This window comes from Microbacterium oxydans (assembly GCF_000956525.1).
GTDB lineage: Bacteria > Actinomycetota > Actinomycetes > Actinomycetales > Microbacteriaceae > Microbacterium > Microbacterium oxydans_A.
Map to the genome: position 1 here is coordinate 61045 of NZ_JYIW01000026.1, position 22660 is coordinate 83704.

19 protein-coding genes are annotated in these 22660 nt (G+C 67.7%); 15 read left to right on the forward strand and 4 right to left on the reverse strand.

The genetic code is table 11. The features are described from left to right. Together RS83_RS12850 and def are read left to right on the forward strand one after the other, a co-directional pair. Entirely contained in the window at positions 1–2088 is a 2088-nt protein-coding gene (locus RS83_RS12850) for a MinD/ParA family ATP-binding protein (RefSeq protein WP_231587784.1), read from the forward strand. Then, positions 2088–2579 (forward strand): peptide deformylase, encoded by a 492-nt coding sequence (gene def, locus RS83_RS12855; protein ID WP_045279940.1) that lies wholly within the window; start codon positions 2088–2090, stop codon positions 2577–2579. The genes RS83_RS12850 and def overlap by 1 nt, the downstream gene beginning before the upstream one ends. A gap of 138 nt (positions 2580–2717) precedes the next feature. On the opposite strand, the gene RS83_RS12860 is transcribed toward def, so the two are convergent. Continuing rightward, positions 2718–4550, reverse strand: a complete 1833-nt coding sequence (locus RS83_RS12860; RefSeq protein WP_045279941.1) for an AMP-dependent synthetase/ligase — start codon at positions 4548–4550, stop codon at positions 2718–2720. Between the two features lie 150 nt (positions 4551–4700). Here RS83_RS12860 and RS83_RS12865 point away from each other — a divergent pair, with 150 nt between their 5' ends. Together RS83_RS12865 and RS83_RS12870 are read left to right on the forward strand one after the other, a co-directional pair. Continuing rightward, positions 4701–5399, forward strand: a complete 699-nt coding sequence (locus RS83_RS12865; RefSeq protein ID WP_045280816.1) for a lysophospholipid acyltransferase family protein — start codon at positions 4701–4703, stop codon at positions 5397–5399. A 39-nt stretch (positions 5400–5438) separates the two neighbouring features. Beyond that, positions 5439–6779 (forward strand): class II 3-deoxy-7-phosphoheptulonate synthase, encoded by a 1341-nt coding sequence (locus RS83_RS12870; RefSeq protein WP_045280817.1) that lies wholly within the window; start codon positions 5439–5441, stop codon positions 6777–6779. 138 nt (positions 6780–6917) lie between these two features. Here RS83_RS12870 and pknB read toward each other — a convergent pair whose 3' ends face one another. Together pknB and RS83_RS12880 are read right to left on the reverse strand one after the other, a co-directional pair. Then, positions 6918–8861 (reverse strand): Stk1 family PASTA domain-containing Ser/Thr kinase, encoded by a 1944-nt coding sequence (pknB, locus tag RS83_RS12875; RefSeq protein WP_045279942.1) that lies wholly within the window; start codon positions 8859–8861, stop codon positions 6918–6920. Positions 8862–8939: 78 nt separating this feature from the next. After that, positions 8940–10124, reverse strand: a complete 1185-nt coding sequence (locus RS83_RS12880; protein WP_052679114.1) for a LysM peptidoglycan-binding domain-containing protein — start codon at positions 10122–10124, stop codon at positions 8940–8942. A gap of 130 nt (positions 10125–10254) precedes the next feature. Here RS83_RS12880 and RS83_RS12885 point away from each other — a divergent pair, with 130 nt between their 5' ends. After that, complete coding sequence (locus RS83_RS12885) at positions 10255–10605, forward strand: Rv2175c family DNA-binding protein (protein WP_045279943.1); 351 nt, start codon at positions 10255–10257, stop codon at positions 10603–10605. A gap of 26 nt (positions 10606–10631) precedes the next feature. Here the strand turns inward: RS83_RS12885 and RS83_RS12890 are convergent, their stop codons facing one another. Then, on the reverse strand, positions 10632–11732 hold the full coding sequence (locus tag RS83_RS12890; RefSeq protein ID WP_045279944.1) for a polyprenyl synthetase family protein: 1101 nt from the start codon (positions 11730–11732) through the stop codon (positions 10632–10634). 84 nt (positions 11733–11816) lie between these two features. Between RS83_RS12890 and RS83_RS12895 the strand changes: the two genes are divergently transcribed. The 10 genes from RS83_RS12895 (at position 11817) to RS83_RS12940 (ending at position 22650) form a co-directional block, all read left to right on the forward strand. Further along, on the forward strand, positions 11817–12191 hold the full coding sequence (locus RS83_RS12895) for a DUF3040 domain-containing protein (protein WP_045279945.1): 375 nt from the start codon (positions 11817–11819) through the stop codon (positions 12189–12191). A gap of 266 nt (positions 12192–12457) precedes the next feature. Beyond that, entirely contained in the window at positions 12458–12889 is a 432-nt protein-coding gene (gene mraZ / locus RS83_RS12900) for a division/cell wall cluster transcriptional repressor MraZ (protein WP_045279946.1), read from the forward strand. 102 nt (positions 12890–12991) lie between these two features. Further along, the gene (gene rsmH, locus RS83_RS12905) at positions 12992–13930 is read left to right on the forward strand and encodes a 16S rRNA (cytosine(1402)-N(4))-methyltransferase RsmH (protein ID WP_045279947.1); all 939 of its coding nucleotides are present in this window, start codon (positions 12992–12994) and stop codon (positions 13928–13930) included. Further along, positions 13927–14484 carry a hypothetical protein gene (locus RS83_RS12910; protein ID WP_045279948.1) on the forward strand — a complete coding sequence of 186 codons (558 nt, stop codon included), beginning with the start codon at positions 13927–13929 and terminating at the stop codon, positions 14482–14484. Before rsmH ends, RS83_RS12910 begins: the two co-directional genes overlap by 4 nt. A 42-nt stretch (positions 14485–14526) precedes the next feature. Next, positions 14527–16293 (forward strand): peptidoglycan D,D-transpeptidase FtsI family protein, encoded by a 1767-nt coding sequence (locus RS83_RS12915; protein ID WP_045279949.1) that lies wholly within the window; start codon positions 14527–14529, stop codon positions 16291–16293. 27 nt (positions 16294–16320) lie between these two features. After that, positions 16321–17733, forward strand: a complete 1413-nt coding sequence (locus RS83_RS12920) for a UDP-N-acetylmuramoyl-tripeptide--D-alanyl-D-alanine ligase (protein ID WP_045279950.1) — start codon at positions 16321–16323, stop codon at positions 17731–17733. Beyond that, positions 17730–18842, forward strand: coding sequence for a phospho-N-acetylmuramoyl-pentapeptide-transferase (gene mraY / locus RS83_RS12925; protein ID WP_045279951.1), 1113 nt, complete (start codon positions 17730–17732; stop codon positions 18840–18842). The genes RS83_RS12920 and mraY overlap by 4 nt, the downstream gene beginning before the upstream one ends. Then, a complete protein-coding gene (gene murD / locus RS83_RS12930) occupies positions 18832–20367 on the forward strand; it encodes a UDP-N-acetylmuramoyl-L-alanine--D-glutamate ligase (protein ID WP_045279952.1) in 1536 nt (511 codons plus the stop codon). The genes mraY and murD overlap by 11 nt, the downstream gene beginning before the upstream one ends. Then, the gene (ftsW, locus tag RS83_RS12935) at positions 20336–21574 is read left to right on the forward strand and encodes a putative lipid II flippase FtsW (protein WP_045279953.1); all 1239 of its coding nucleotides are present in this window, start codon (positions 20336–20338) and stop codon (positions 21572–21574) included. Before murD ends, ftsW begins: the two co-directional genes overlap by 32 nt. Further along, positions 21571–22650 (forward strand): UDP-N-acetylglucosamine--N-acetylmuramyl-(pentapeptide) pyrophosphoryl-undecaprenol N-acetylglucosamine transferase, encoded by a 1080-nt coding sequence (locus tag RS83_RS12940; protein WP_045279954.1) that lies wholly within the window; start codon positions 21571–21573, stop codon positions 22648–22650. The genes ftsW and RS83_RS12940 overlap by 4 nt, the downstream gene beginning before the upstream one ends. Positions 22651–22660: the final 10 nt, after the last annotated feature.

The window sequence follows — 22660 nt, forward strand, 5'->3', positions numbered from 1 at the left end:
GTGCGCACCCGAGACCCCGCACAGGCTTGGAGCGACACCGTGATCTCGAAGAACAACGAAGAACCCCGCGAGGAGGACTCGCTGGGGGTGCTCGATGACACCGCATCCATCGATACGACTGCCATCGGCATCCTCAGCGGGACCGCGCAGGTCAGTGTCACCCTCCCGCAGGAGGAGGACGACGACCTGGCCGACGACGGAGTGCTCGACGGTGAGGTCATCGTCGACCTGATCGTCGACGAGGCCCCGCTCGAAGTCGTGACCCCGGTCGCGGCCGCGAAGCCGGCGGCCATCTCGGTCGCTGCGCCAGTGGTGACCGAGGATCGGATCGAGACGGTCGACGGAGAGATGGCGGATGTCGAGCCCATCGTGAAGCCGACCATGGTGCCCACCGTGAAACCGAGGTCGAAGCACAAGAAGAAGAAGGCTGCGCACGAGCGCACCCCCACCGTGGACCCGGCGGCCGAAGCACCTGCGGAGCAGGCGGAGCTGGAGGAGGCCGCCGGTGAGACGGCACCCGCTTCGGCAGCGCAGCGTGAGAACATCGACGATGCCGTGCTCGTCGACGAGGATCGGCTCCAGGAGCCGGTCATGATCGAGGCGACCTGGATGCCCGCTGCGGAGGTCGTGGAGACCGACGCGGACGTGGACGCCGAGGAGGCTCGTGCATCCGAGGAGCTGCGTGCGGCTGAGGAGGCTCGTGCGGCTGAGGAGGCTCGTGCGGCTGAGGAGGCTCGTGTCGCCGAGGAAGCTCGTGCAGCCGAGGAAGCGCGCGCAGCGGAGGAGCTGCGTGCAGCCGAAGAAGCTCGTGTGGCTGAAGAGGCTCGCGTCGCGGAAGAGGCTCGCGCCGCGGAAGAGCAGCGTGCGGCTGAGCACGCGCGAGCTGCCGCTGACCGAGCTGCCGCTGACCGAGCTGCCGCTGAGCAGCGGTCCGCTGCCGAGTTCCTCGCCAGGGCGAAGGCGGATGCCGTCGTCGAATCGTCCGAGCAGCCAGCATCCGGCGTGGAGACGCCGAGCGAGAAGGAGATCAGTGTCGTGAGCACACCCCCGCAGAAGGCGGTGGCGACCCAGCCGACACGCGCCTCGGCGCGCGCCGACGTCACCCTCACCTCGAAGCGACTCGACGACCTGAGCGAATCCGGCAGAGAGAGCGCCGATCTCCTCACTGCCGATCGTCTGCTCGACCCGCATCGGCTGACCAAGCCGGAGCCCGAGGGAGCGTGGAGCCACTTCCTCTACACGATCTCTGGACGCCGCATCAACATCGGCGACGGACGTCGGGCCAAGGAGCGCAAGGCGCTGTCCGCACGTATCGCGGCACCGCTCATCGGCGGCGCCCGGTTCGTGCCGGTGCTGTCACGCAAGGGCGGCGTCGGCAAGACGACCATCACCGCACTGCTCGGTATGGCGCTCGCGGATGCACGCGATGATCGGGTGATCGCAGTCGATGCCAATCCGGATCGCGGCACGCTCGCAGACCGCGTCGTGCGCCCGAATCACACGAAGTCGGTGCGCGATCTCGTGCGCATCCACGATGAGGTGCGGGGCTACCATGACATCTCCGCGATCGTCGCCCGCGACGCCACGCGGCTCGACGTGCTCGCATCCGACCCGGATCCCCGCATCGCAGAGGCTTTCAGCGATAGCGACTACCGCGATGTCGCAGGGGTCGCAGCGCACTACTACTCCCTCGTGCTCACCGACACCGGCACCGGCATCGTGCATTCCGTGATGTCCGCGACGCTCGATCTCGCCGATCAGATCGTAATCGTGTCCGGCCTCAGCGTCGATGAGGCGCGGCTCGCGTCGGAGACGCTCACCTGGCTCGAGACCAACGGCTATGAGGAGCAGGCGCGTGAGGCGGTCATCGTGCTGAACCAGTCGACGCCCGGCGCACCGCTCGTCCGCCTGAACGAGCTGCAGTCCCACTTCGCCACCAGGGCGAAGCACGTGGTGCGCATGCCGTATGACGCGCAGATCGCAGGCGGTGGCACGATCGTGTTCGCGCACCTGCAGCCAGAGACCCGCGCAGCAGCGCGTGAACTCGCAGCGCTGCTGGTCGAGGGCCTGCGGGCGAAGGCCGCCTGATGACGGTCCGCGAGATCCGCATCTTCGGCGACCCCGTGCTGCGCACCGTCTGCGCGCCCATCGACGTGATCGATGACGGCGTCCGCGCACTCGTCACCGATCTGATCGACACGGTCGAACTGCCGGGACGTGCCGGCGTCGCCGCTCCCCAGATCGGCGTCGCGCTGCGCGCCTTCAGTTACAACATCGACGGTGACATCGGTTACGTGCTCAACCCGGTGCTCACCGAGGTGCGCGGTGAGCCGGTGCCCACGGGTGAGGGATGCCTGTCGGTGCCGGGCCTGTGGCACGATGCGCTGCGGCATCCGTGGGCGCGCGTCGAGGGCATCGATCTCGACGGTCAGCCGGTCGTGCTCGAAGGGGAGGGACTGCTCGCGCAGGCGCTCCAGCACGAGACCGACCACCTCGACGGCAAGCTGTACCTGTCACGGCTGGATGCCGAGACGCGCCGCACCGCGATGCGCGAAGTGCGCGAGAGCACCTGGTTCTGAGGCGGGCCGCTCCACGCTCGTCGCCTCGACTTTGCCGAACGGCCCCTTTTCACGCGAACGGCCCCCGTGTGCGCGTTCGCACGGGGGCCGTTCGGCGCGAAAGGGGTGGGTCGACTGCGGGGCGGTCGACCGGCGAGGTCAGCCCCCGATCGCGACGTTCGTGGTCGAGACGGGCTCGTCGTAGATCGCGGCGATCTCGTCTGCGAAGTCGCTCATGATCACGTTGCGCTTGATCGAGAGCTTCGGCGTCAGGTGTCCCGATGCCTCGGTCCACTCGGAATCGAGCACCGTGAACTTGCGGATGGACTCCGCTCGCGAGACACGCGAGTTGGCAGCATCCACCGCGCGCTGGATCTCGTCGCGCACTGCTGCGTTCTTCGCGGCATCCGCGAGTGACATGTCTGCGGGCAGGCCGTTGTTCGACAACCAGTTCGGGAGCATCTCGGGGTCGAGCGTGACGAGCGCCGAGATGAACGGACGCTGGTCGCCGACCACGACCACCTGTCCGATGATCGGGTTCGCGCGGATCGGGTCCTCGAGCGCGGCCGGAGCGACGTTCTTCCCGCCGGCCGTGACGATGATCTCCTTCTTGCGCCCGGTGATCGTGAGGAAGCCCTCCGAGTCGAAGCTGCCGATGTCGCCGGTGCGGAACCATCCGCCTTCGCTGAACGCCTCGGCCGTGGCGTCCGGGTTGTTCCAGTACTCGCGGAACACGTTGACGCCACGCACCTCGATCTCGCCGTCGTCTGCGAGACGAACGCCGACGCCGGGGAGCGCGGGGCCGACGGTGCCGATCTTGGACTTGTCGGCCAGGTTCACCGTCGCGGGTGCCGTCGTCTCGGTCAGGCCGTACCCCTCGAGGATCACGACGCCGAGGCTGTGGAAGAAGTGGCCGAGGCGCGAGCCCAGCGGCGCGGAGCCGGAGACGGCATAGACGACGTTGCCGCCCATTGCCTCGCGCAGCTTGCTGTAGACGAGCTTGTTGAACAGGGCGAACTTCAGCTTGATGCCGAAGGGGACCTTGCCGCCGGCTTCCACGATCTTCGAGTGCTCGATCGCGACGTCGGCGGCTGCCCGGAAGATCTTGCCCTTGCCGCCGGCTTCCGCCTTCTGCTCGGCGGAGTTGTAGACCTTCTCGAAGACGCGGGGGACTGCGAGGAGGAAGGTCGGCTTGAAGGATCCGAGTGCGGGGAGGAGCTGCCGCGTATCGGGCTGGTGGCCCGTACGCACGCCGGCATGGATGTCGAGGATCGAGATGAACCTGGCGAACACGTGCGCGGTCGTGATGAACAGCAGCGTCGATGCGCCTGGCGTCTGCACGACCGCGTCGAGCGCCTTGGCGGAGTTACGTGACAGCTCGACGAAGTTGCTGTGCGTCAGCACGCAGCCCTTCGGCCGACCGGTCGAACCCGAGGTGTAGATCAGGGTCGCGATGTCCGAGCCGTTGGCGAGCTGGCGGCGACGCTCGATCTCGGCGTCATCGACCGACACGCCCCGGGCGGTCAGGGTGTCGATGGCGCCGAGGTGCAGCTGCCAGGTCTGACGGATGAGCGGGAGTTCGCTGCGCACCTCGTCGACGCGGGCGAAGTGCTCCGGCGACTCGACGATGAGCGCGCTCGCGCCGGAGTCCTCCATGATCCACTGGATCTGGGAGGGGGAGCTCGTCTCGTAGATCGGCACCATCACTGCGCCGGCATAGAAGAGGGCGAAGTCGATCAGCGTCCACTCGTAGGTCGTGCGCGCCAGGAAACCCACCTTCTCGCCGGGCTGGATGCCTGCGGCCACGAAGCCCTTGGCGACAGCGATCACCGCAGTCTGGAAGTCGGCGGCGGAGATGTCTCGCCAGCCGGCGCCATCCGGGACCGAGAACAGCGCACGGTCGGGTGTGGCTTCGACGCGCTTCACCAGGAGGTCGGCGATGTTCGCATCGGGGTCGGCTGGGACGATCGCGGGAACTTCAAACTGGACCACGGCAGCTCCTTCGGTACCGGTCGGAACGGGTTGCGATCGAGTCTAGGGCATGGCACCGGGTCGCACGTCCGGTGGGACTCAGTCGCGGATCGAGGTGCGGATCGAGAACTGCGGAAGCGGATGCCGGGTGCGGCGCTAGACTTCACCTCGATGTTCTACTGGCTGATGAAGTACGTCGTGATCGGCCCGCTGGTCAAGGGGATCTTCCGTCCCTGGATCGTGGGCCGCAACAACGTGCCCGCGAGCGGTGCGGCGATCCTCGCCAGCAACCACCTCTCGTTCGCCGATTCGATCTTCCTGCCGTTGGTGATCGACCGACGGATGTCGTTCCTCGCCAAGAGCGACTACTTCACCGGTCGCGGCCCCAAGGGCTGGGCGACGAAGTTCTTCATGAAGGCGACCGGTCAGCTGCCGATCGATCGATCGGGCGGCAAGGCCTCTGAAGCATCACTCAACACCGGACTCCAGGTGCTCGGCGGGGGAGACCTGCTCGGCATCTACCCCGAGGGCACGCGCAGCCCGGACGGCAAGCTCTATCGCGGCCGCACCGGCATCGCTCGGATGGCGCTCGAGGCACGCGTTCCGGTGGTCCCGGTGATCATGGTCGACACCGACACCGCCATGCCGATCGGTCAGCGCCTGCCTCGCATCGTGCGGGTCGGCATCGTGATCGGGGAGCCACTGGACTTCTCTCGATACGCCGGCATGGAGAACGACCGCTACATCCTGCGATCCGTCACCGACGAGATCATGGTCGCGCTGCAGCGGCTCGGTGAACAGCACTACGAAGACGTCTACGCCTCCACGGTGAAGGACCGTCTCCCGTCCCGCGTCACACAGCGCTCCTGACGCGTCTGGGACCCCCGAGCGACCACTAGGCTGGTGGTCATGCTCCAGCACCACATCGACGCCCTTGACGCGTGGCGCTCGCTCCCCATCAAGCAGCAGCCGCAGTGGCAGGATTCCGCTCGGGTCGCCGACGTCTCCAGCCAGATCGCCGGGCTTCCGCCGCTGGTGTTCGCGGGCGAGGTCGACAACCTCCGCGAGCGCCTTGCTCGTGCCGCATCCGGCCAGGCCTTCCTGCTGCAGGGCGGCGACTGCGCCGAGACCTTCGCGGGCGCGACCGCCGACCAGATCCGCAACCGCATCAAGACGGTGCTGCAGATGGCCGTCGTGCTCACGTATGGCGCCTCGATGCCGATCGTCAAGATGGGCCGCATGGCCGGGCAGTTCGCCAAGCCGCGCTCCAGCGACACCGAGACCCGCGGCGACGTCACGCTGCCGGCGTACCGCGGCGACATCGTCAACGGCTACGACTTCACCGAGCTCTCCCGGCAGCCCGACCCCGGTCGCCTCCTGCAGGGGTACCACACCGCCGCGTCGACGCTGAACCTCATCCGTGCGTTCACGCAGGGTGGCTTCGCCGACCTCCGCGAGGTGCACTCGTGGAACAAGGGCTTCGCGCAGAACCCGGCCAACCAGCGCTACGAGCGGATGGCGGCCGACATCGACCGCGCGATCAAGTTCATGGAGGCCGCCGGCGCGGACTTCGACGAACTCAAGCGCGTCGAGTTCTTCACCGGTCACGAGGGCCTGCTCATGGACTACGAGCGCCCGATGACCCGCATCGACTCGCGCACGGACACGCCGTACAACACCTCGGCTCACTTCCTGTGGATCGGAGAGCGCACCCGCGAGCTCGACGGTGCGCACGTCGACTACTTCTCGAAGATCCGCAACCCCATCGGTGTCAAGCTCGGTCCGACGACCTCGCCAGACACCGCGCTGGCGCTGATCGACAAGCTCGACCCGAACCGCGAACCCGGCCGGCTCACGTTCATCACCCGCATGGGTGCAGGCAAGATCCGCGACGCACTGCCCCCGCTGCTCGAAGCCGTCCGCGACTCGGGCGCCACGCCGCTCTGGGTCACGGATCCGATGCACGGCAACGGCATCACGACGCCCACCGGCTACAAGACTCGTCGGTTCGATGACGTGGTCGACGAGGTGCGCGGCTTCTTCGAGGCGCACCGTGCAGTCGGCACGTTCCCCGGTGGCATCCACGTCGAGCTCACCGGTGACGACGTCACCGAGTGCCTCGGCGGCTCGGAGCACATCGACGAGGCCGCACTCGCGACCCGCTACGAGAGCCTGTGCGATCCCCGCCTGAACCACATGCAGTCCCTCGAACTGGCCTTCCTGGTCGCCGAGGAGCTCGAGAAGCGCTGAGCGCCGATCGGACCGACGACACCGCCCTTCCCGAGCGATCGGGGAGGGCGGTGTCGCGTCACGCAGGCACAGACCGAGGTCACCGCGTGAGCGGGTCGTGATCGGTCGATGACGCGTGGAGCGGCAGGGGTCGACCGCTCAGAACGCTCCGCCGATGGTGAGCGTGATCGTCGTGCCCTTGGGCTTCTTCCCGGTCGCCGACTGCGCCTCGACCCGCGTCATGCCGTTGGGCGCTGCGTCCCAGAAGCGGTTGTAGTCGAATGCGAAGCCGGCGCGCTCGAGCGCGCGCTTCGCCTCATCGCGTGTGAGGTCGACGACGTCGGGTACGGGGAAGAGCTCAGGGCCGAGGGACACGATCAACTGGATGTTGTCGCCTGGGCGCCAGTTGCCTTCTTCCGCGCGATCCGCGTAGCCGATCACGCGGCCCTGAGCGATGCTGTCGCTGTACTGCTCGATGCGCTCGGCGACCACGGTTAGCTGCTTGTCGGTGAGCGCCTGCGTCGCCTGGTCCACGCTCATGTCGGTCACGTTCGGAAGGCCGCCGAGCGAGACCACGAGCGTCGCCGTGTCGTCTTCCAGCACGTCGCAGCCGTCGCCGCAGGTGTATGCCTCTGCGCCGGAGCGTGGCGTGATGCTGGCATTGATCACGACGCCGGCTTCGGCATCCGAATACAGCGGAATGTCGTCCGCCAACTGCAGGTTCAGCGACTCCAGCAGGGTCCGCGCCTCATCGGCGGTCTTCCCGTTCAACGTCTCGACAGAGTGCGAGGCCGGGCCGAGGGAGATGAACACGGTCACCTCGGTGCCCTTGTCGAGCCGCTCACCCGCATCAGGGTCGGAGCGGATCGAGAGCCCCGCATCCACATCGATGGAGTTCTCCTCGGCTCTCACCGGAGTGAATCCGTCCTCGGTGAGCTGGGCCGATGCGTCTTCGAAGCTGAGTCCCTTGACATCGGGCACGGCCACCAGAGAACCGGGACCAGAGCCGAACCACCAGCCGACGCCACCGGCGAGCACGGCGAACAGGAGCACGAGCGTGAGCAGGAAGGCGCCACGTGCTCGTCGCTTCGAGGCACGGCGGCGCAGGATGGTCGCATTGTCGATCGCCTGCGGCGAGGGTGCGGTTGCGCCGGGCATGACCATCGTGCTGCTGCTGGGCATGACCTTGGTGAGGTCGCCCGAGTCGGAGCGTGAGCGCATCGCCTGCGTGGTCGCCGCCGCGCGAGCCGGCGTGATCCCGAGATCGCGTTCGATCTCGCGAAGCCGCTCGAGCATCTGCTGCGCGTCGTCCGGACGTTCGTCGGGCGACTTCTCGGTGGCCCAGAGCACGAGCTCGTCGAGCGGCTCCGGGACGGCGGGGTTGCGCACGCTCGGACGCGGCACCGATTCGGTCGCATGCTGGAAGGCGATCTGCATGGGCTGCTCGCCCTTGTACGGCTGCTCGCCGACGAGCATCTCGTAGAGCATGATGCCGAGGGCGTAGATGTCGCTGCGTGCGTCGGCTGTGCCGCGCGTGACGAGCTCCGGTGCCAGGTAGCCGATGGTTCCGAGCAGCTGCTGGCCGGTGGCCGTGTTCGCCGTGGTCGCCCTGGCCAGGCCGAAGTCGCCGATCTTGATGCGACCGTCCTCGGCGAGGAGGACGTTCTCGGGCTTCACGTCACGATGCACGATGCCGGCGCGGTGCGCCGCTGAGAGCCCGGCGAGGACCGCATCCATGATCGTGATGGTCTGCGGGATCGTGAGCCGCTTCTGCTCGCGCAGGAGTTCGCGCAGCGTGATACCCGGCAGGTACTCCATGACGAGGTAGGCGAGCTCGCCGTCCTGGCCCTGGTCGAAGACGTTGACGACGTGGGGATCGGCCAGTCTCGCCGCCGAGCGGGCCTCCTGGATGAACCGGCTCTGGAAGGCGGAGTCATCGCTGAGGTGCGCGTGCATGACCTTGAGGGCGATGCGACGCTCGAGCCGGAGGTCGGTCGCGACGTAGACCGTGGCCATGCCACCGCGGGCGATCCTGGCTCGTACCCGGTATCTGCCGTCGACAAGCCGCCCGATGAGGGGATCGGCTTGCGAATTCGACGTCACGTCAGAATTCTATTGAGAACTGCCTGGGAGCCTCGGGAACGCCTCACCCCTCGGGGCCCCTGGTTTTCCGTTCGGCTGTCACCCATGCTGGGCGAGCCACGCGTAGGACTGGGTCTCCCACTGTCCGTACCGCTGTGGGAACGCCGAGATCTGCACGGCCTGAGCCGCGTCGGTGAAGGCCATGCTCTCCCACCCAGGGATGTCGAGCAGGCCCCGGGTCGCCGACCCATTGGGGTCGCTCTGACCGCCGTAGAAGACGCGGGTGCTCCGGTCGGCATCGAGGATCTGCTCCGGTGCGCCCCAGCCGGTGCTCGGCCGCTGCTGGAAGATGCCGAGGGAGTCCCGGTCACCCCAGTCGAGATTGCGCATGCCGGATTCGACCATGGCTGTGGCGAGAGCGATCGCCACGCCGCGGTCGGAGACGCCGAGCTCGCGACCGATGCGGATGATGAGTGCGGCGTTCGCTGCCTGCTCAGCAGTCAACGTCGCCTGCAGCTGGCCATTCGGGGCGACGGCGGCAGGGGCGGCGGCAGGAGCCGGAGCCTGGCCGACGATGAGTGTCTGACCTGGGTAGATGATCGACGAGGCATCGAGACCGTTGAGGCTGAAGATCGCCTGCGTGGTCGTGCCGTACTTCTTCGCGATCGCAGACACGGTGTCGCCGGCGACCACCGCGTGCGAGCCGGCGGCAGGGGGCGTGGCCTGCGCGACGGGGGCTGCCGCAGCAGCGGGTGCAGCCTGCGGGGCATTGCCGCCCACGGCGAGCTGCTGCCCCGGGTAGATGACGGATGCCCGAGTGAGCCCGTTGGCGGTCAGGACGGCATCCACAGAGGTGCCGTACTTCCGCGCGATCGCGAACACGCTGTCTCCCGCGACGACGGTGTGGGTCTGTGCCGCGGGCGCGGGCGCGGGCGCTGCGACAGGGAGCGCGGCGGCGGGCGCCTGCAACGTGATCGTCTGTCCGGGGTAGATGACGGATCTCCACGAGAGACCGTTCCAGGTCAGCACGTCGACCGTGCGCAGGCCGAAACGACCCGCGATCGTGGCGATGGTGTCCCCGGCCTGCACCACATAGCTGGCCGGGGCCGTCTGCAGCGGGACCACGCGGCTGGCGCCGCTGAGGCGTTCGATGGGCTGCGTCGAGGCTGCGGTGTCGGCCGCGGCAGGACCGGCGGCCATGGTGCCTGCGAGTGCCCCCAGCACTGCTGCCGGAACCCCCAGGTGCAGATAGCGCGTACGACGCGCGGCGGTGTCGAGTCTCACGACGTCCCCTTTCCGAGCTCCTGACACGCTGACACGGAAGTAAACAGAAGTCAACGCAAGTGACACAAGTGACGAATGTGAAAGAGGTGCCGGAAATGCGCTCATTCCGCAGAGATGAGATAGTTGCAACGTGTCTGAGAACGTTGCTGGAACCCCCGCGCCCGAGTGGCTGACGATGCCCGACCTGGTCGAGGTGCTCGACGACTCACTCGGTCGAGTGCGTCGACTCATCGACGAGCACTACCTGATCGGCTCGCGCCGCACCGGCGTGTTCGCCGTGCCCGCGGTGTTCATCGTCGACGGTCACCCGCTCAGCTCGCTGCGAGGCACGGTCATCGTGATGCAGGATGCCGGGTTCACCGATGACGAGATCATCGACTGGCTGTTCGAGGAAGAGGAGTCGCTCGGCCGCTCGCCGATCGCCGCGCTCCTCGACGGACACAAGAGCGCCGTCCGCCGGTTGGCGCGCACGCTCGCCTGACCCACTCGGCAGCGCAGTGCGCGCTGTCAGGCTGATCTGACGGTGGCTGCGCGAGCCAGGTCGCGAAGGTCGCCCACAGCCGCGTTCTCGAGTCGTGCTCCGCTGAGTGCTCTGTCGGCTTCCTTCGCATAGTCGGCGATCATCGTCTCGACCCTGTCGAGGGCGCCGGAGCCGACGATCGTCGCCTGCAGGAACGACACCTGCTCCGGCGTGAGCTCCGGATCCCCGAGCAGCTCGTCGAGCACCGACCGCGCCGAGGAATCGAGCGCCTCCCTGGTGAGTGCGATGAGGACCGTCCGCTTCCCCTCGCGCAGGTCGTCGCCGGCCGGTTTCCCCGTCACGGACGAGTCGCCGAACACACCCAGCACGTCATCACGCAGCTGGAAGGCCATGCCGACCGGAAGCCCGAAGCTGCTGAGGGCTGACAGCTGCTCGGCGTCTGCGCCGGCGATCGCCGCGCCGAGGCGCAGCGGCTGTTCGATGCTGTAGCGCGCCGACTTGAGGGAGACCACCCGCAGCGCTCGTGCCGCATGTGTGTCGTTCGGGTTGACGCTCCACGCGGACTCCTCGGCGATGTCGAGGTACTGGCCGGTCGTGACGTCGCGCCGCATCCGCGCGTACTCGGAGCGGACTGCGCGAGCGCGTGGGTGGCCGTCGAGGGCCGACTCCAGCAGGTCATCGCTCCATGCGACGAGGAGATCGCCGAGCAGGATGGCAGATGCCCGCCCGAAAGCCTCGGCGTCGCCCGCCCAGGAGGCCGCGCGGTGCGATGCCTCCAATGCGCGATGCGCCGCAGGACGGCCCCTTCGGGTGTCGGAGTTGTCGATCAGATCGTCGTGCACCAGAGCCGCCGACTGGAAGATCTCGAGTGCAGCGCAGACGTCCCAGAGCGTGTCGGTCTCGACGGCGTCACGGTCGGCGAGTCGAGCGATCGTCCGCCACCCGGCATGGCAGAAACGCGCCCGGAGGCGTTTGCCTCCGATCAGGGTGTCGGCGGCTGCCTCGAGGAGAGCGGCGGCATCCGGCCCGTAGTCGAGTGATTCGGCTCGCATCCGCGTCAGGAACAGGTCCAGTCGGGCGGCGACGGCGTCTGCGATGGAGGAGGGGGACGGCACGACTCCCAGCATACGTAAAGCAAGGAGGCATCGAACTGCTAGCCCCCGATGCCGGAGCGCGCGTAGAATGGGGGAACGATACCCGAGGGGGATGAAATGCCACTCTCCGAACAGGAGCAGCGTTTGCTCGACGAGATGGAACGCCATCTCCTCCACAATGACGCCGACGTCGTGAGCGCGCCTTCGGGCGATCGTGCGCTGAGCTACCGCAACCTGGTCTACGGAGCGCTCCTCCTGCTGGTCGGTGTCGGCGGACTGGTCGCCGGAGTGATCCTGGGCGATGTCCTCGGCATCGTGATCGGCGTGATCGGCTTCGCAGCGATGCTGGCCGGCGTCATGTTCGCGGTCACCCCGGTACGACGCACGACTCCGGTCACGCCCAAGGCGAGTCCCTCCGCGAAGCGGCAGGAGTCCGGATCGTTCATGGACCGTATGAACGATCGATGGGATCGCCGCCAGGACGGTCACTGACCTCCACTGCTTCTTCCTGAAGGCCCGGATGCTCTGAGCATCCGGGCCTTTTTGCGTGTTCTGAGGGCACGCGCACGGCGGGGCATGGGGGTGAGAGTTCCCTCCACTGGCCCTCCACCGTCCTCCACCCCGGTTTTCCGCGGATCCTCGCGGCGCACGAGGGGAGCGTGGGCAGCATTCGGCTGATTGGCCGTAGGAATGTGGAGGAAAGTGGAGTAATGTGGGGCGCACCTCGAGTTGGCCGGACGGAGAGGGGGTGATGGCCGATGTTGCTGGGAACGCACTCACCGAAGCTGGACGACAAAGGAAGGGTCATCCTTCCCGCGAAGTTCCGCGAAGACCTCGGTGGCGGCATCGTCGTCACCAGAGGGCAGGAACGCTGCCTCTACGTCTTCAGCACGGCCGAATTCGAGACCATGCACGAGCGGATCCGACAGGCGCCGCTCGCGAACAAGCAGGCGCGTGACTTCATGCGTCTGTTCCTCTCCGGTGCCAGTGCTGAGATGCCGGACAGCCAGAACCGAATCACCATCCCCGCCCACCTGCGTCAGTACGCAGGACTGCAGAAAGAGCTCATCGTCACCGGAGTCGGCGCACACGCCGAGATCTGGGATGCCGAGAGCTGGAACACCTACCTCGCCGCTGGTGAGGAGACCTACGCCGATCTGGAGCAGGAGGTGATTCCGGGACTCTTCTGACCACGGCTGTGATGCCCCGCCGCTCCCGCCCCGACACACTTCCCCGGTGCCGGGTCGCGAAGCGGAGGGGGATCAGAGCCGAAGGTCACCCCGAGAAAGATCATGAACCTCCGAGACATTCACACCCCAGTCCTGCTCGACCGCTGCGTCGAGCTGCTCGCCCCCGCCCTGCAGGCGGACGGCGCGGTCCTCGTCGACGCCACGCTCGGGATGGGCGGCCACTCCGAGGCCCTGCTGGAGCGGTTCCCGCACATCCGGCTGATCGGTCTCGACCGCGACACCGACGCGCTGCGCATCGCGGGGGAGCGGCTCGCCCGCTTCAACGACCGCGTCACCCTCGTGCACACCGTGTACGACGAGATCGGCCTGCATGCGCAGGGCGCCTCCGGCATCCTGTTCGACCTCGGCGTGTCGTCGCTGCAGCTGGACGAGGCCGAGCGTGGCTTCGCCTACTCGAAGGACGCACCGCTCGACATGCGGATGGACCAGACCAAGGGCGTCACCGCGGCAGAGGTCATCGCGACCTACAACGAGGGCAACCTCCGACGCATCTTCGAACGCTACGGCGAAGAGAAGCTGGCCGGACGCTACGCGCGGTTCATCATCGAGGCACGCCAGAAGAAGCCGATCGAGCGCTCCGGCGAACTCGTCGAGATCCTCATCGCCGCCACCCCGGCCGCGGCCCAGCGCGCCGGTCACCCGGCCAAGCGCGTGTTCCAGGCGCTGCGCATCGAGGTGAACACCGAGCTCAACGTGCTCGCCGACGCGATCCCCTCCGCGATGGACGCGCTCACGGTCGGCGGCCGCATCGTGGTGATGTCATACCAGTCGCTGGAAGACCGCCTGGTCAAGCAGGCGTTCGCCGCGGCATCCGCCTCGACCGCCCCGGCAGGGCTCCCGGTGGAGCTCCCCGAGCATGCACCACGCTTCAAGATCCTGACCAAGGGCGCCGAACTCGCCGGCGACGACGAGCGCGCCCGCAACCCCCGGGCGATCCCGGTGCGGCTCCGTGCCGCCGAGAAGCTGCGGGAGACCTCATGAGCCTGAACGCCACCGTCCGGCAACCGGCGCAGCCGCTCGCACCGACCCGCACACCGGAACGACGCCTGCGACCCGTCGCGGAGCCACGGCCGCGCCGTAAGCCGAAGCTCGCCTACGCGCTCGTGGCCCTCGGCGGAGCGCTCGCGATCGGCGCGGTGCAGATCGCGCTCTCCCTGGCCATCACCCAGGACTCCTTCGCGCTCGCGAGTCTCTCCTCGCAACAGCGCGAGCTCAACCTGCAGACCCACGCGCTGCAGGAGGAACTCACCGGGCTCAACTCTCCGCAGGTCCTGGCGACCGAGGCGTCGAAGCTCGGCATGGTCGTCGCGGGTTCGCCCTCCTACCTCCGGCTGAGCGACGGCATGGTGTTCGGCGTCGGTGCCGGCGCGGACTGGACCTCGACCGTCGACCCGAGCGGTGCTGGAGCGGTGAGCAACGCCCTCATCACCGCACCGCCGGCCGAGACACCGGTGAATGCGGACGGCACCCCGACCACGACTCAGGACCTCCCGCCGGCCATCACCGACGGGCTCCCGAGCCCCACCACGCGCTAGCCGACGAACCACGACCACCCACGATCCGACGGAGAGAATCCCATGACGACACGAGCCACCCGCGGACCGCGGCGCCGAACCGTCGTGGCACTCGCCGTGATCCTGGCGGTCCTCGGTGCCTTCGTCGTGCGTCTCGTCGACATCCAGGTCGTCAGCGCCGACGAGCACGTCACCGATTCGCTCGTGCACATCGGCAAGGGCAACACGATCGCCGGTCAACGCGGATCCGTCACCGACTCGAACGGCGTCGTGCTTGCGTCGAGCGTGCTGGTCTACGACGCGCAGCTGAGCCCCCTGGTGATCCGGACCATGGAGGAGAAGGATCCCAAGGTGCCGTGGACCGAGGCATCCGATCAGATCGCAGCGATCACCGGCCAGACCGGCGACGAGGTGCGCGCCCTGGTCGCCGATGCGCTGGCGAAGAACGAGAACAGTCAGTACGCACCGCTCGCGAAGTCGCTCGACACCGAGCAGTACATCGCGTTGCGCGACCTCGACCTGGCGTACCTCCACTTCGAGTCACGCGAGGTCAGGGTCTACCCGAACGGTGCGGTCGCAGGCAACGTCGTCGGCTTCCTCGACGGCAGCGGCACCGCGCAGGCTGGTGTGGAGAAGATGGAGCAGTCCTGCCTCGCCCCGGTGAACGGAGAGCAGACGTACCGCACCGGCAAGGACGGCGTCGTCATCCCCGGCAGCGAGCGCATCGTCGATGCGGTCGACGGAGGCAGCGTGCAGCTCACGATCAACAGCGACCTGAACTGGTACCTCCAGCAGATGATCGCCGAAGAGGCGCAGAAGCAGGGCGCCAAGGGCGGAACCGTCACGGTCGTCGAGGTCAAGACCGGCAAGATCCGGGCGGCGGCGGAATGGCCCTCCCTCGACCCCAACGACCTCAGCACGATCACCGGGGACGGATGGGGAAGCGAGATCTTCCACCACGACTTCGAGCCGGGGTCGACGTTCAAGGCCATCACGGCTGCCGCGGCGATGGAAGGCGCCGGTCTCACACCGCTGAGCACCGTCAGCGCCTCCTCGCGGGAGAAGTTCCCCAACGGCGCCGTCATCAACGACGCCTTCACGCACCCGGCATACAACTACACGCTCGCCGGTGGACTGATCGACTCGTCGAACGTCGCCCTGTCGAAGTTCGGCACGATGGTGAGCCCGGACGTGCGCTACGACTATCTGCAGCGATTCGGTGTCGGCAAGAAGACCATCGACATCCCGTCCGAGGTCGGTGGGACCCTGCACCCGGTGAGCGAATGGGACAACCAATCGCTGTACACCACCACCTTCGGCCAGTACTTCACCGTCACCGCAGCTCAGGTCGCCGGCGCCTACCAGGCGATCGCCAATGGCGGCGAGAAGATCGACCTGTCGTTGATCGAGTCCTGCACGAAGGCTGACGGCACGGTCGTCGCGGCCGACACGCCGGAGCACACGCGGATCATCAAGGAGCAGACCGCAGCCGACATCACCCGCATGCTCGAGAACGTCGCGGTGCAGGGCGGCAATGCCGAGCGCATCCAGGTCCCCGGTTACCGGGTGACCAGCAAGACGGGTACCGCACAGGTTCCCGACGGCAACGGCGGCTACAAGGCTGGCGTGTACTACACGAGCATGGTGGGCTTCGCGCCCGTCGACGATCCGCAGTACGTCGTCGTGGTCACGCTCGACGAGCCGACTAAGGTTGTATCGTCCGCCGCGACCGCATCGGCCTTCCAGAAGGCGATGACGCAGGTGATGAAGACCTATCGCGTGATGCCGTCCTCCGTCCCGATGGACGCGTTGCTTCCCAAGTTCGAATAGCCGGCGAAAGCCGCGCCTGGAGATGTCATGATCGCCCTGTCGCTTGCTGAGATCGCCGAGATCACCGGCGGTGAACTGCGCCTCGCCGGAACCGATTCGGCCGAGACCGTCGTCGACGGCGTCGTCGACACCGATTCGCGGGTGATGGAACCCGGGTCGATCTTCGTCGCCAAGCCGGGTGCCGAGACCGACGGACATCGCTTCGTCGGTTCGGCGATCAAGGGCGGAGCCGTACTGGCCATCGTCGAGCATCCGGTCGACGACGAGGTGACGCAGATCGTCGTCGCCGATGTGATCGATGCGCTCGCAGAGCTGGCGCGCGAGGTCGTCGCCCGCGTCCGTGCGCTCGGCAGACTCCGGATCGTCGGCATCACGGGGTCGAACGGCAAGACCACAACGAAGAACTTCCTCGCCCGCATCCTGCAGGACGATGGCGAGACGGTCGCTCCGATCAACTCGTACAACAACGAGGTCGGCGCCCCGGTCACGATGCTGCGTGTGACGGAGCGGACCCGATTCCTGGTCAGCGAGTTCGGCGCTGCGGCGCCCGGCAGCATCGCCCGCCTCGCGGGGCTGGTCGAGCCGGACATCTCGGTCGTGCTGATGGTCGGCATGGCGCACGCCGGCGGTTTCGGCGGCATCGAGGAGACCGCCAAGGCGAAGGCCGAGCTCGTCGCCGCCGCGCGCCCTGATGGCACCGCCGTGCTCAACGTCGACGATGCCAGGGTCGCAGCCATGCGCGCCCTCGCAGAGTCGCGCGGCATGCGCGTCGTCGGATTCGGACAGAGCTCCGCCGCCGACATCCGCGCCCACGACATCGAGGTCACCGCTGCCGGCACGCACTGCGTGATCGAAGCGCGCGGCGAGCGGTACCCGCTGCACCTGCGCGTGCTCGGCGCGCACCACATCACGAACGCGCTGGCCGCCATCACCGCCGCCGGCGTGCTCGGTGTCTCCACGGCAGACGCCATCGCGCGTCTCGAGACGGTCGAACTCGCAGAACGCTGGCGGATGCAGCCGATGGGCAACGATCGCGTGCGCATCATCAACGATGCCTACAACGCCAGCCCGGACTCGATGGCGGCGGCGCTGCGCACGCTCGCTCAGATCACGGGGCCGGGTGAGCGGACGGTCGCCGTGCTCGGCGCGATGAGCGAACTCGGCGAGAGCGCCGGAGAGGAGCACGACCGGATCGGTCTGCTCGCGGTACGGCTGAACATCCAGCGGATCGTCGTCGTCGGGCACGAGGCGCGGCGGCTCTATCTCTCGGCGGTGGGCGAAGGCTCCTGGGACAGCGAGGCGGTGCACCTGCCCGATCAGGACGCCGCGTTCGAGTACCTCCGCACCGAGCTGCGCGACGGTGATCGCGTGCTCGTGAAATCATCCAATTCCGTGGGCCTCCGGCATCTCGGCGATCGTCTGGGAGAATTGTTCTCGTGAGGTCACTCATCATGGCGGCCGCGATCTCGCTCGCCTTCAACCTGTTCCTGACCCCCGTCTTCCTCCGGCTCTTCCGGAAGTGGGGCTGGGGGCAGGTCATCCGCACCCCTGAGGCGCTCGAGAACCCGAATCACGAGGCGAAGCGCGGCACCCCGACGATGGGTGGCGTGATCTTCATCGTCGGCACCATCGTCGGCTATTTCACCGGCGTCTACGTCGGTGGCGGAGTGCCGGCGCTCTCAGCGCTGCTGGTGATCTGGCTCATGGTCGGCTTCGGCGCAGTCGGGTTCATCGATGACTACATGAAGGTGCGCAGCCAGCGCAGCCTCGGACTCTCCGGCTGGCGCAAGATCATCGGTCAGCTGATCGTGGTCATCCCGTTCGGCATCGTCGCCCTCAACTTCCCGAACAAGTTCGGCCAGACCCCGGCGAGCGAGTCGATCTCGCTCTTCCGTGACATCAGCTGGCTCAACCTCTTCGCGTTCGGCGTGATCCTCGGTTGGGTCCTCTATCTGGCGTGGATCGCCGTGATCGGTGTCGCGACGTCGAACAGCGTGAACCTGACGGATGGTCTTGACGGCCTCGCTGCGGGCGCCGGTGTCATCGTCGTCGGCGCGTACAGCGTGATCGCGTTCTGGCAGTTCAAGCAGCCCTGCGTGGGCGAAGGCGTCGACATGGGCGCCCTCGCCGGGTGCTACGAGATCCGCGATCCGTTCAATCTCGCGATCATCGCAGCGTCGTTCGCCTCCGGTCTCGTCGGCTTCCTGTGGTGGAACGCTCCGAAGGCGAAGGTCTTCATGGGCGATGTCGGGTCCATGGCCATCGGCGGCGTGATCACCGCGATGGCGATCCTGACCCGCACCGAGCTGCTCCTGCTCGTGATCGCCGGTGTCTTCGTGCTGTCGTCCGGTTCGGTGATCCTGCAGCGTGCGTACTTCAAGATCACCCGTGGCAAGCGGCTCTTCCTCATGAGCCCGTTCCATCACCATCTCGAGATGCGCGGGTGGGCCGAGGTGACGATCGTCGTGCGGCTGTGGATCATCGCCGGCCTCCTGGCGGTCTCGGCGGTCGGTCTGTTCTACGTCGAATGGCTGACGCGTGTCAGCTGATCGCCTGCGCACCCTGACCAGTTGGCATGCCGACTGGAAGGGGCTCCGCGTCGCGGTGCTCGGTCTGTCGATGACGGGCTTCTCGGTCGCAGACACGCTGACCGAGCTCGGCGCCGACGTACTGGTGCTGAGCGAGTCCGCCGATGAGGAGTACTCCAAGCTGATCCCGGTCATCGGTGCCCGTCTGGAGCTCACGGCGCTCGATTCGGTGCCGCAGAGCCTGGCGGACTTCGCGCCTGAGGTCGTCATCGCCTCGCCGGGGTTCTCGCCCTCGCACCCGGTGATCCGTTGGGTGCTGGATGCCGGCATCGCTCTCTGGGGTGATATCGAGCTGGCCTGGCGCGTGCGCGACAAGGTGACGCGCGATGACGGTTCCGCCGCCGACTGGGTGCTGATCACCGGAACCAACGGCAAGACCACGACGACGCAGCTGACGGCGTCGCTGCTCGTCGCAGGCGGTCTGCGCGCGGCGCCGTGCGGCAACATCGGCGTGCCGGTACTCGACGCCGTCCGCGACCCGGCAGGATTCGACGTGCTCGTCGTCGAGCTCTCCAGCCACCAGCTCTGGTACCTCGGGCAGTCTGCTGCCGAGGGGGAGCTGTTCCCGCACGCGGCCGTGTGCCTGAACCTCGCCGACGACCACCTCGTCTGGCATGGCAGCGCCGAGGCATACCGCGACGCGAAGGCGCTCGTCTACCGCAACACCCGCGTCGCCTGCATCTACAACAAGGCCGATGAAGCCACCAGGAGGATGGTCGAAGAGGCCGAGGTGGTCGAGGGAGCTCGCGCCATCGGCTTCGATCTCGGCATCCCCGGACCGAGCGACCTCGGTGTCGTCGAGGGGTTGATCGTCGACCGGGCATTCCTGGACGACCGCTCGCGCAGTGCGCTCGAGCTCACCACCCTCGCCGACCTCGATGCCGTCGGCCTCGCAGCGCCGCACATCGTGCAGAACATCCTCGCGGCATCCGCGATCGCCAGGTCGCTGGGCGTCGCCCCCGAAGCGATCCACACCGCCCTGCAGGGGTTCCGCCTCGATGCGCATCGCATCCAGGTGATCGCTCGTCACGGCGGCATCACCTGGATCGACGACTCCAAGGCGACGAACCCGCACGCGGCCGCATCCTCGCTGCGCGCATACCCCGGTGCGGTCTGGGTCGTCGGCGGCGATCTCAAGGGCGTCGATCTCTCCGACCTCGTCTCGGACGCCGGACGAACGGCACGCGCCGCGGTCGTGATCGGTGTGGAACGAGCCGAGGTCATGGCGGCATTCCGACGACACGCGCCCGCGGTGCCGGTGTTCGAGGTGGATGCTGGCGAGACTGGACACGTCATGAATCGCGTCGTGGAGATCGCGGTCGAGATCGTCGACGGTGAGGGAACAGTCCTGCTGGCTCCCGCCGCTGCATCCTTCGACCAGTTCACCAGTTACGCGGATCGAGGCCACCGTTTCGCCGAAGCGGTGCGTGAGTGGATCGACCGGGGGAGCGCCCATGACGCAGGTGGCCCGGCCCCCGCGCTCTGAGTCAGGCGGTCTCGCGGCGCGCGTCTCGCTCGGTCGCCGATTCGTCCCGGTGTCCTCCGAGTTCCTGATGATCACGTCGACGGCGCTGCTGCTGACGCTGTTCGGACTCGTGATGGTGCTGTCGGCCACGAGTGCCGGTGCGATCGAGAGCGGTCAGAACCCGATGAGCGGTGCGCTCCGTCAGGGCATCTTCGCTGTGCTCGGGGTGCCGCTGATGTTCCTGATCAGCCGGCTGCCGGTCAAGTTCCTCAAGCGCATGGCCTGGCCGGCGCTGTTCGGCGCGGTCGCACTGCAGCTGCTGGTGTTCACACCGCTCGGCATCGAAGACGGCGGAAACCGGAACTGGATCTCCATCGCCGGCTTCAGCCTGCAGCCCTCCGAGTTCCTCAAGCTCGCCCTCGCACTGTGGGTCGCGTACGTGCTGCTCCGCAAGCACGCCATGCTCGGCACCTGGCATCAGGTGTTCATCCCGGTGGTGCCGGTGGGCGCCCTCGCGATCGGCACGGTGCTCGGCGGTAAGGACCTCGGTACCGCGATGGTGCTGGTGCTGATCCTGCTCGGCTGCCTGTTCTTCTCCGGCGTGAAGCTGCGCCTGTTCATCATCCCGGTGATCCTCGGGGTCGTCGCGGTCCTCGCCTATGCGCTGTCCAGCGACGACCGGATGCGGCGCATCACCGCCACCTGCGACGACATGAGCCTGTACTACACCGACTGCTACCAGTCGATCCATGGCATCTGGGGCATGGCCAGCGGTGGGATCTTCGGCCTCGGCCTCGGCAACTCCCAGGAGAAGTACGGCTGGCTTCCCGCCGCAGGCAACGACTTCATCTTCGCGATCGTCGGCGAGGAGCTCGGCCTGATCGGCTGCATCGTCGTGCTCGCCCTCTTCACCTTCTTCACGATCGGCGCCTTCCACGTCATCCGCAAGACCGACGATCCGTTCATCCGCGTCGCCGCGGGTGGGATCACGGTCTGGATCGTCGGACAGGCCGTTCTGAACATCGGTGTCGTGATCGGTCTGTTCCCCGTGATGGGCGTGCCTCTGCCGTTCATGTCGCAGGGCGGCACCGCACTGCTCGCGGTGCTGATGGCGTGCGGGGTACTACTGGCGTTCGCCCGCACACTCCCGGTGGAATCCGGCCAGCGCGAATCACGCCCGTCTGCTCGCAGGGCTCCTTCGGCAGGGCGGGGTAGGGTCGCTCAGTGACCTCGTACCTGCTCGCCGGCGGTGGCACCGCCGGCCATGTCAATCCCCTGCTCGCCGTCGCCGACGCCCTTCGTGAACGCGACTCCGCCGCCGAGGTGCTGGTGCTGGGCACCGCTGAAGGACTCGAGTCGCGGCTCGTGCCGGAGCGCGGCTACGAGCTGCTGATCGTGGACAAGGTGCCGTTCCCTCGCCGTCCGAACCGTCAGGCGCTGCGCTTTCCCGGCCGCTTCCGTCGTGCGATCGCCCAGGTGCGCGCGCATATCCGCGAGCACGGGGTCGATGTCGTCGTCGGATTCGGCGGCTATGCCTCGGCGCCCGCCTATGTCGCAGCGCGCCGTGAGCGGATCCCGTTCGTCGTGCACGAGGCGAACGCGAAGCCCGGACTCGCGAACGTGCTCGGCGCCCGCTGGGCCGCAGCTGTCGGCGTCGCATTCACCGGCACCCCGCTGCGCGGTGGTGAGGTCGTCGGCATGCCGCTCCGCCGAGAGGTGATCGGTCTCGATCGGGCCGGCTCGCGCGCTGAGGCGGCTGAGGCGTTCGGCCTCGATGCCGCGAAGCCGGTACTGCTCGCGTTCGGCGGCTCGCTCGGCGCGCAGCGTCTCAACGAGGCTCTCGCCGACTCGTGGCGTGACGTCCTCGACGCCGGCTGGCAGCTGCTGCACGTGACGGGGGAGCGCAGCGATCTTCCCGATCCCGGCATCGAGGGCTATGCCCTGCGTCGCTATGTCGACCGCATGGACCTCGCCTTCGCGCTGGCCGACCTGATCCTGTCGCGCTCCGGTTCCGCCACGGTCAGCGAGGTGAGCGCACTCGGGATCCCGGCGCTCTACGTGCCGTACTCGGTCGGCAACGGCGAGCAGCGGCTCAACGCCGGCTCCGCCGTCGCCGCAGGCGCGGCACAGCTCCTCGACGACGAGACCTTCACGGGCGACGCGGTGCGGGCCACCGTGATCCCGCTGCTCAACGATCGTCCTCGGATCGCCCGGATGGCCGCGGCCGCGGAGCACGTCGGCACCCGCACGGGCACCGAGAACGTGCTCGCGCTCATCGATCGTGCCCTCGGCACCCCGAACTAGACTGGCCTCG

Coding starts and splice junctions, on each gene's coding strand:
- def (WP_045279940.1), top strand. CDS start 2,088: ATGACGGTCCGCGAGATCCGCATCTTCGGCGACCCCGTGCTGCGCACC.
- RS83_RS12865 (WP_045280816.1), top strand. CDS start 4,701: ATGTTCTACTGGCTGATGAAGTACGTCGTGATCGGCCCGCTGGTCAAG.
- RS83_RS12870 (WP_045280817.1), top strand. CDS start 5,439: ATGCTCCAGCACCACATCGACGCCCTTGACGCGTGGCGCTCGCTCCCC.
- RS83_RS12890 (WP_045279944.1), bottom strand. CDS start 11,732: ATGCTGGGAGTCGTGCCGTCCCCCTCCTCCATCGCAGACGCCGTCGCC.
- RS83_RS12895 (WP_045279945.1), top strand. CDS start 11,817: ATGCCACTCTCCGAACAGGAGCAGCGTTTGCTCGACGAGATGGAACGC.
- mraZ (WP_045279946.1), top strand. CDS start 12,458: ATGTTGCTGGGAACGCACTCACCGAAGCTGGACGACAAAGGAAGGGTC.
- rsmH (WP_045279947.1), top strand. CDS start 12,992: ATGAACCTCCGAGACATTCACACCCCAGTCCTGCTCGACCGCTGCGTC.
- RS83_RS12910 (WP_045279948.1), top strand. CDS start 13,927: ATGAGCCTGAACGCCACCGTCCGGCAACCGGCGCAGCCGCTCGCACCG.
- RS83_RS12915 (WP_045279949.1), top strand. CDS start 14,527: ATGACGACACGAGCCACCCGCGGACCGCGGCGCCGAACCGTCGTGGCA.
- RS83_RS12920 (WP_045279950.1), top strand. CDS start 16,321: ATGATCGCCCTGTCGCTTGCTGAGATCGCCGAGATCACCGGCGGTGAA.
- ftsW (WP_045279953.1), top strand. CDS start 20,336: ATGACGCAGGTGGCCCGGCCCCCGCGCTCTGAGTCAGGCGGTCTCGCG.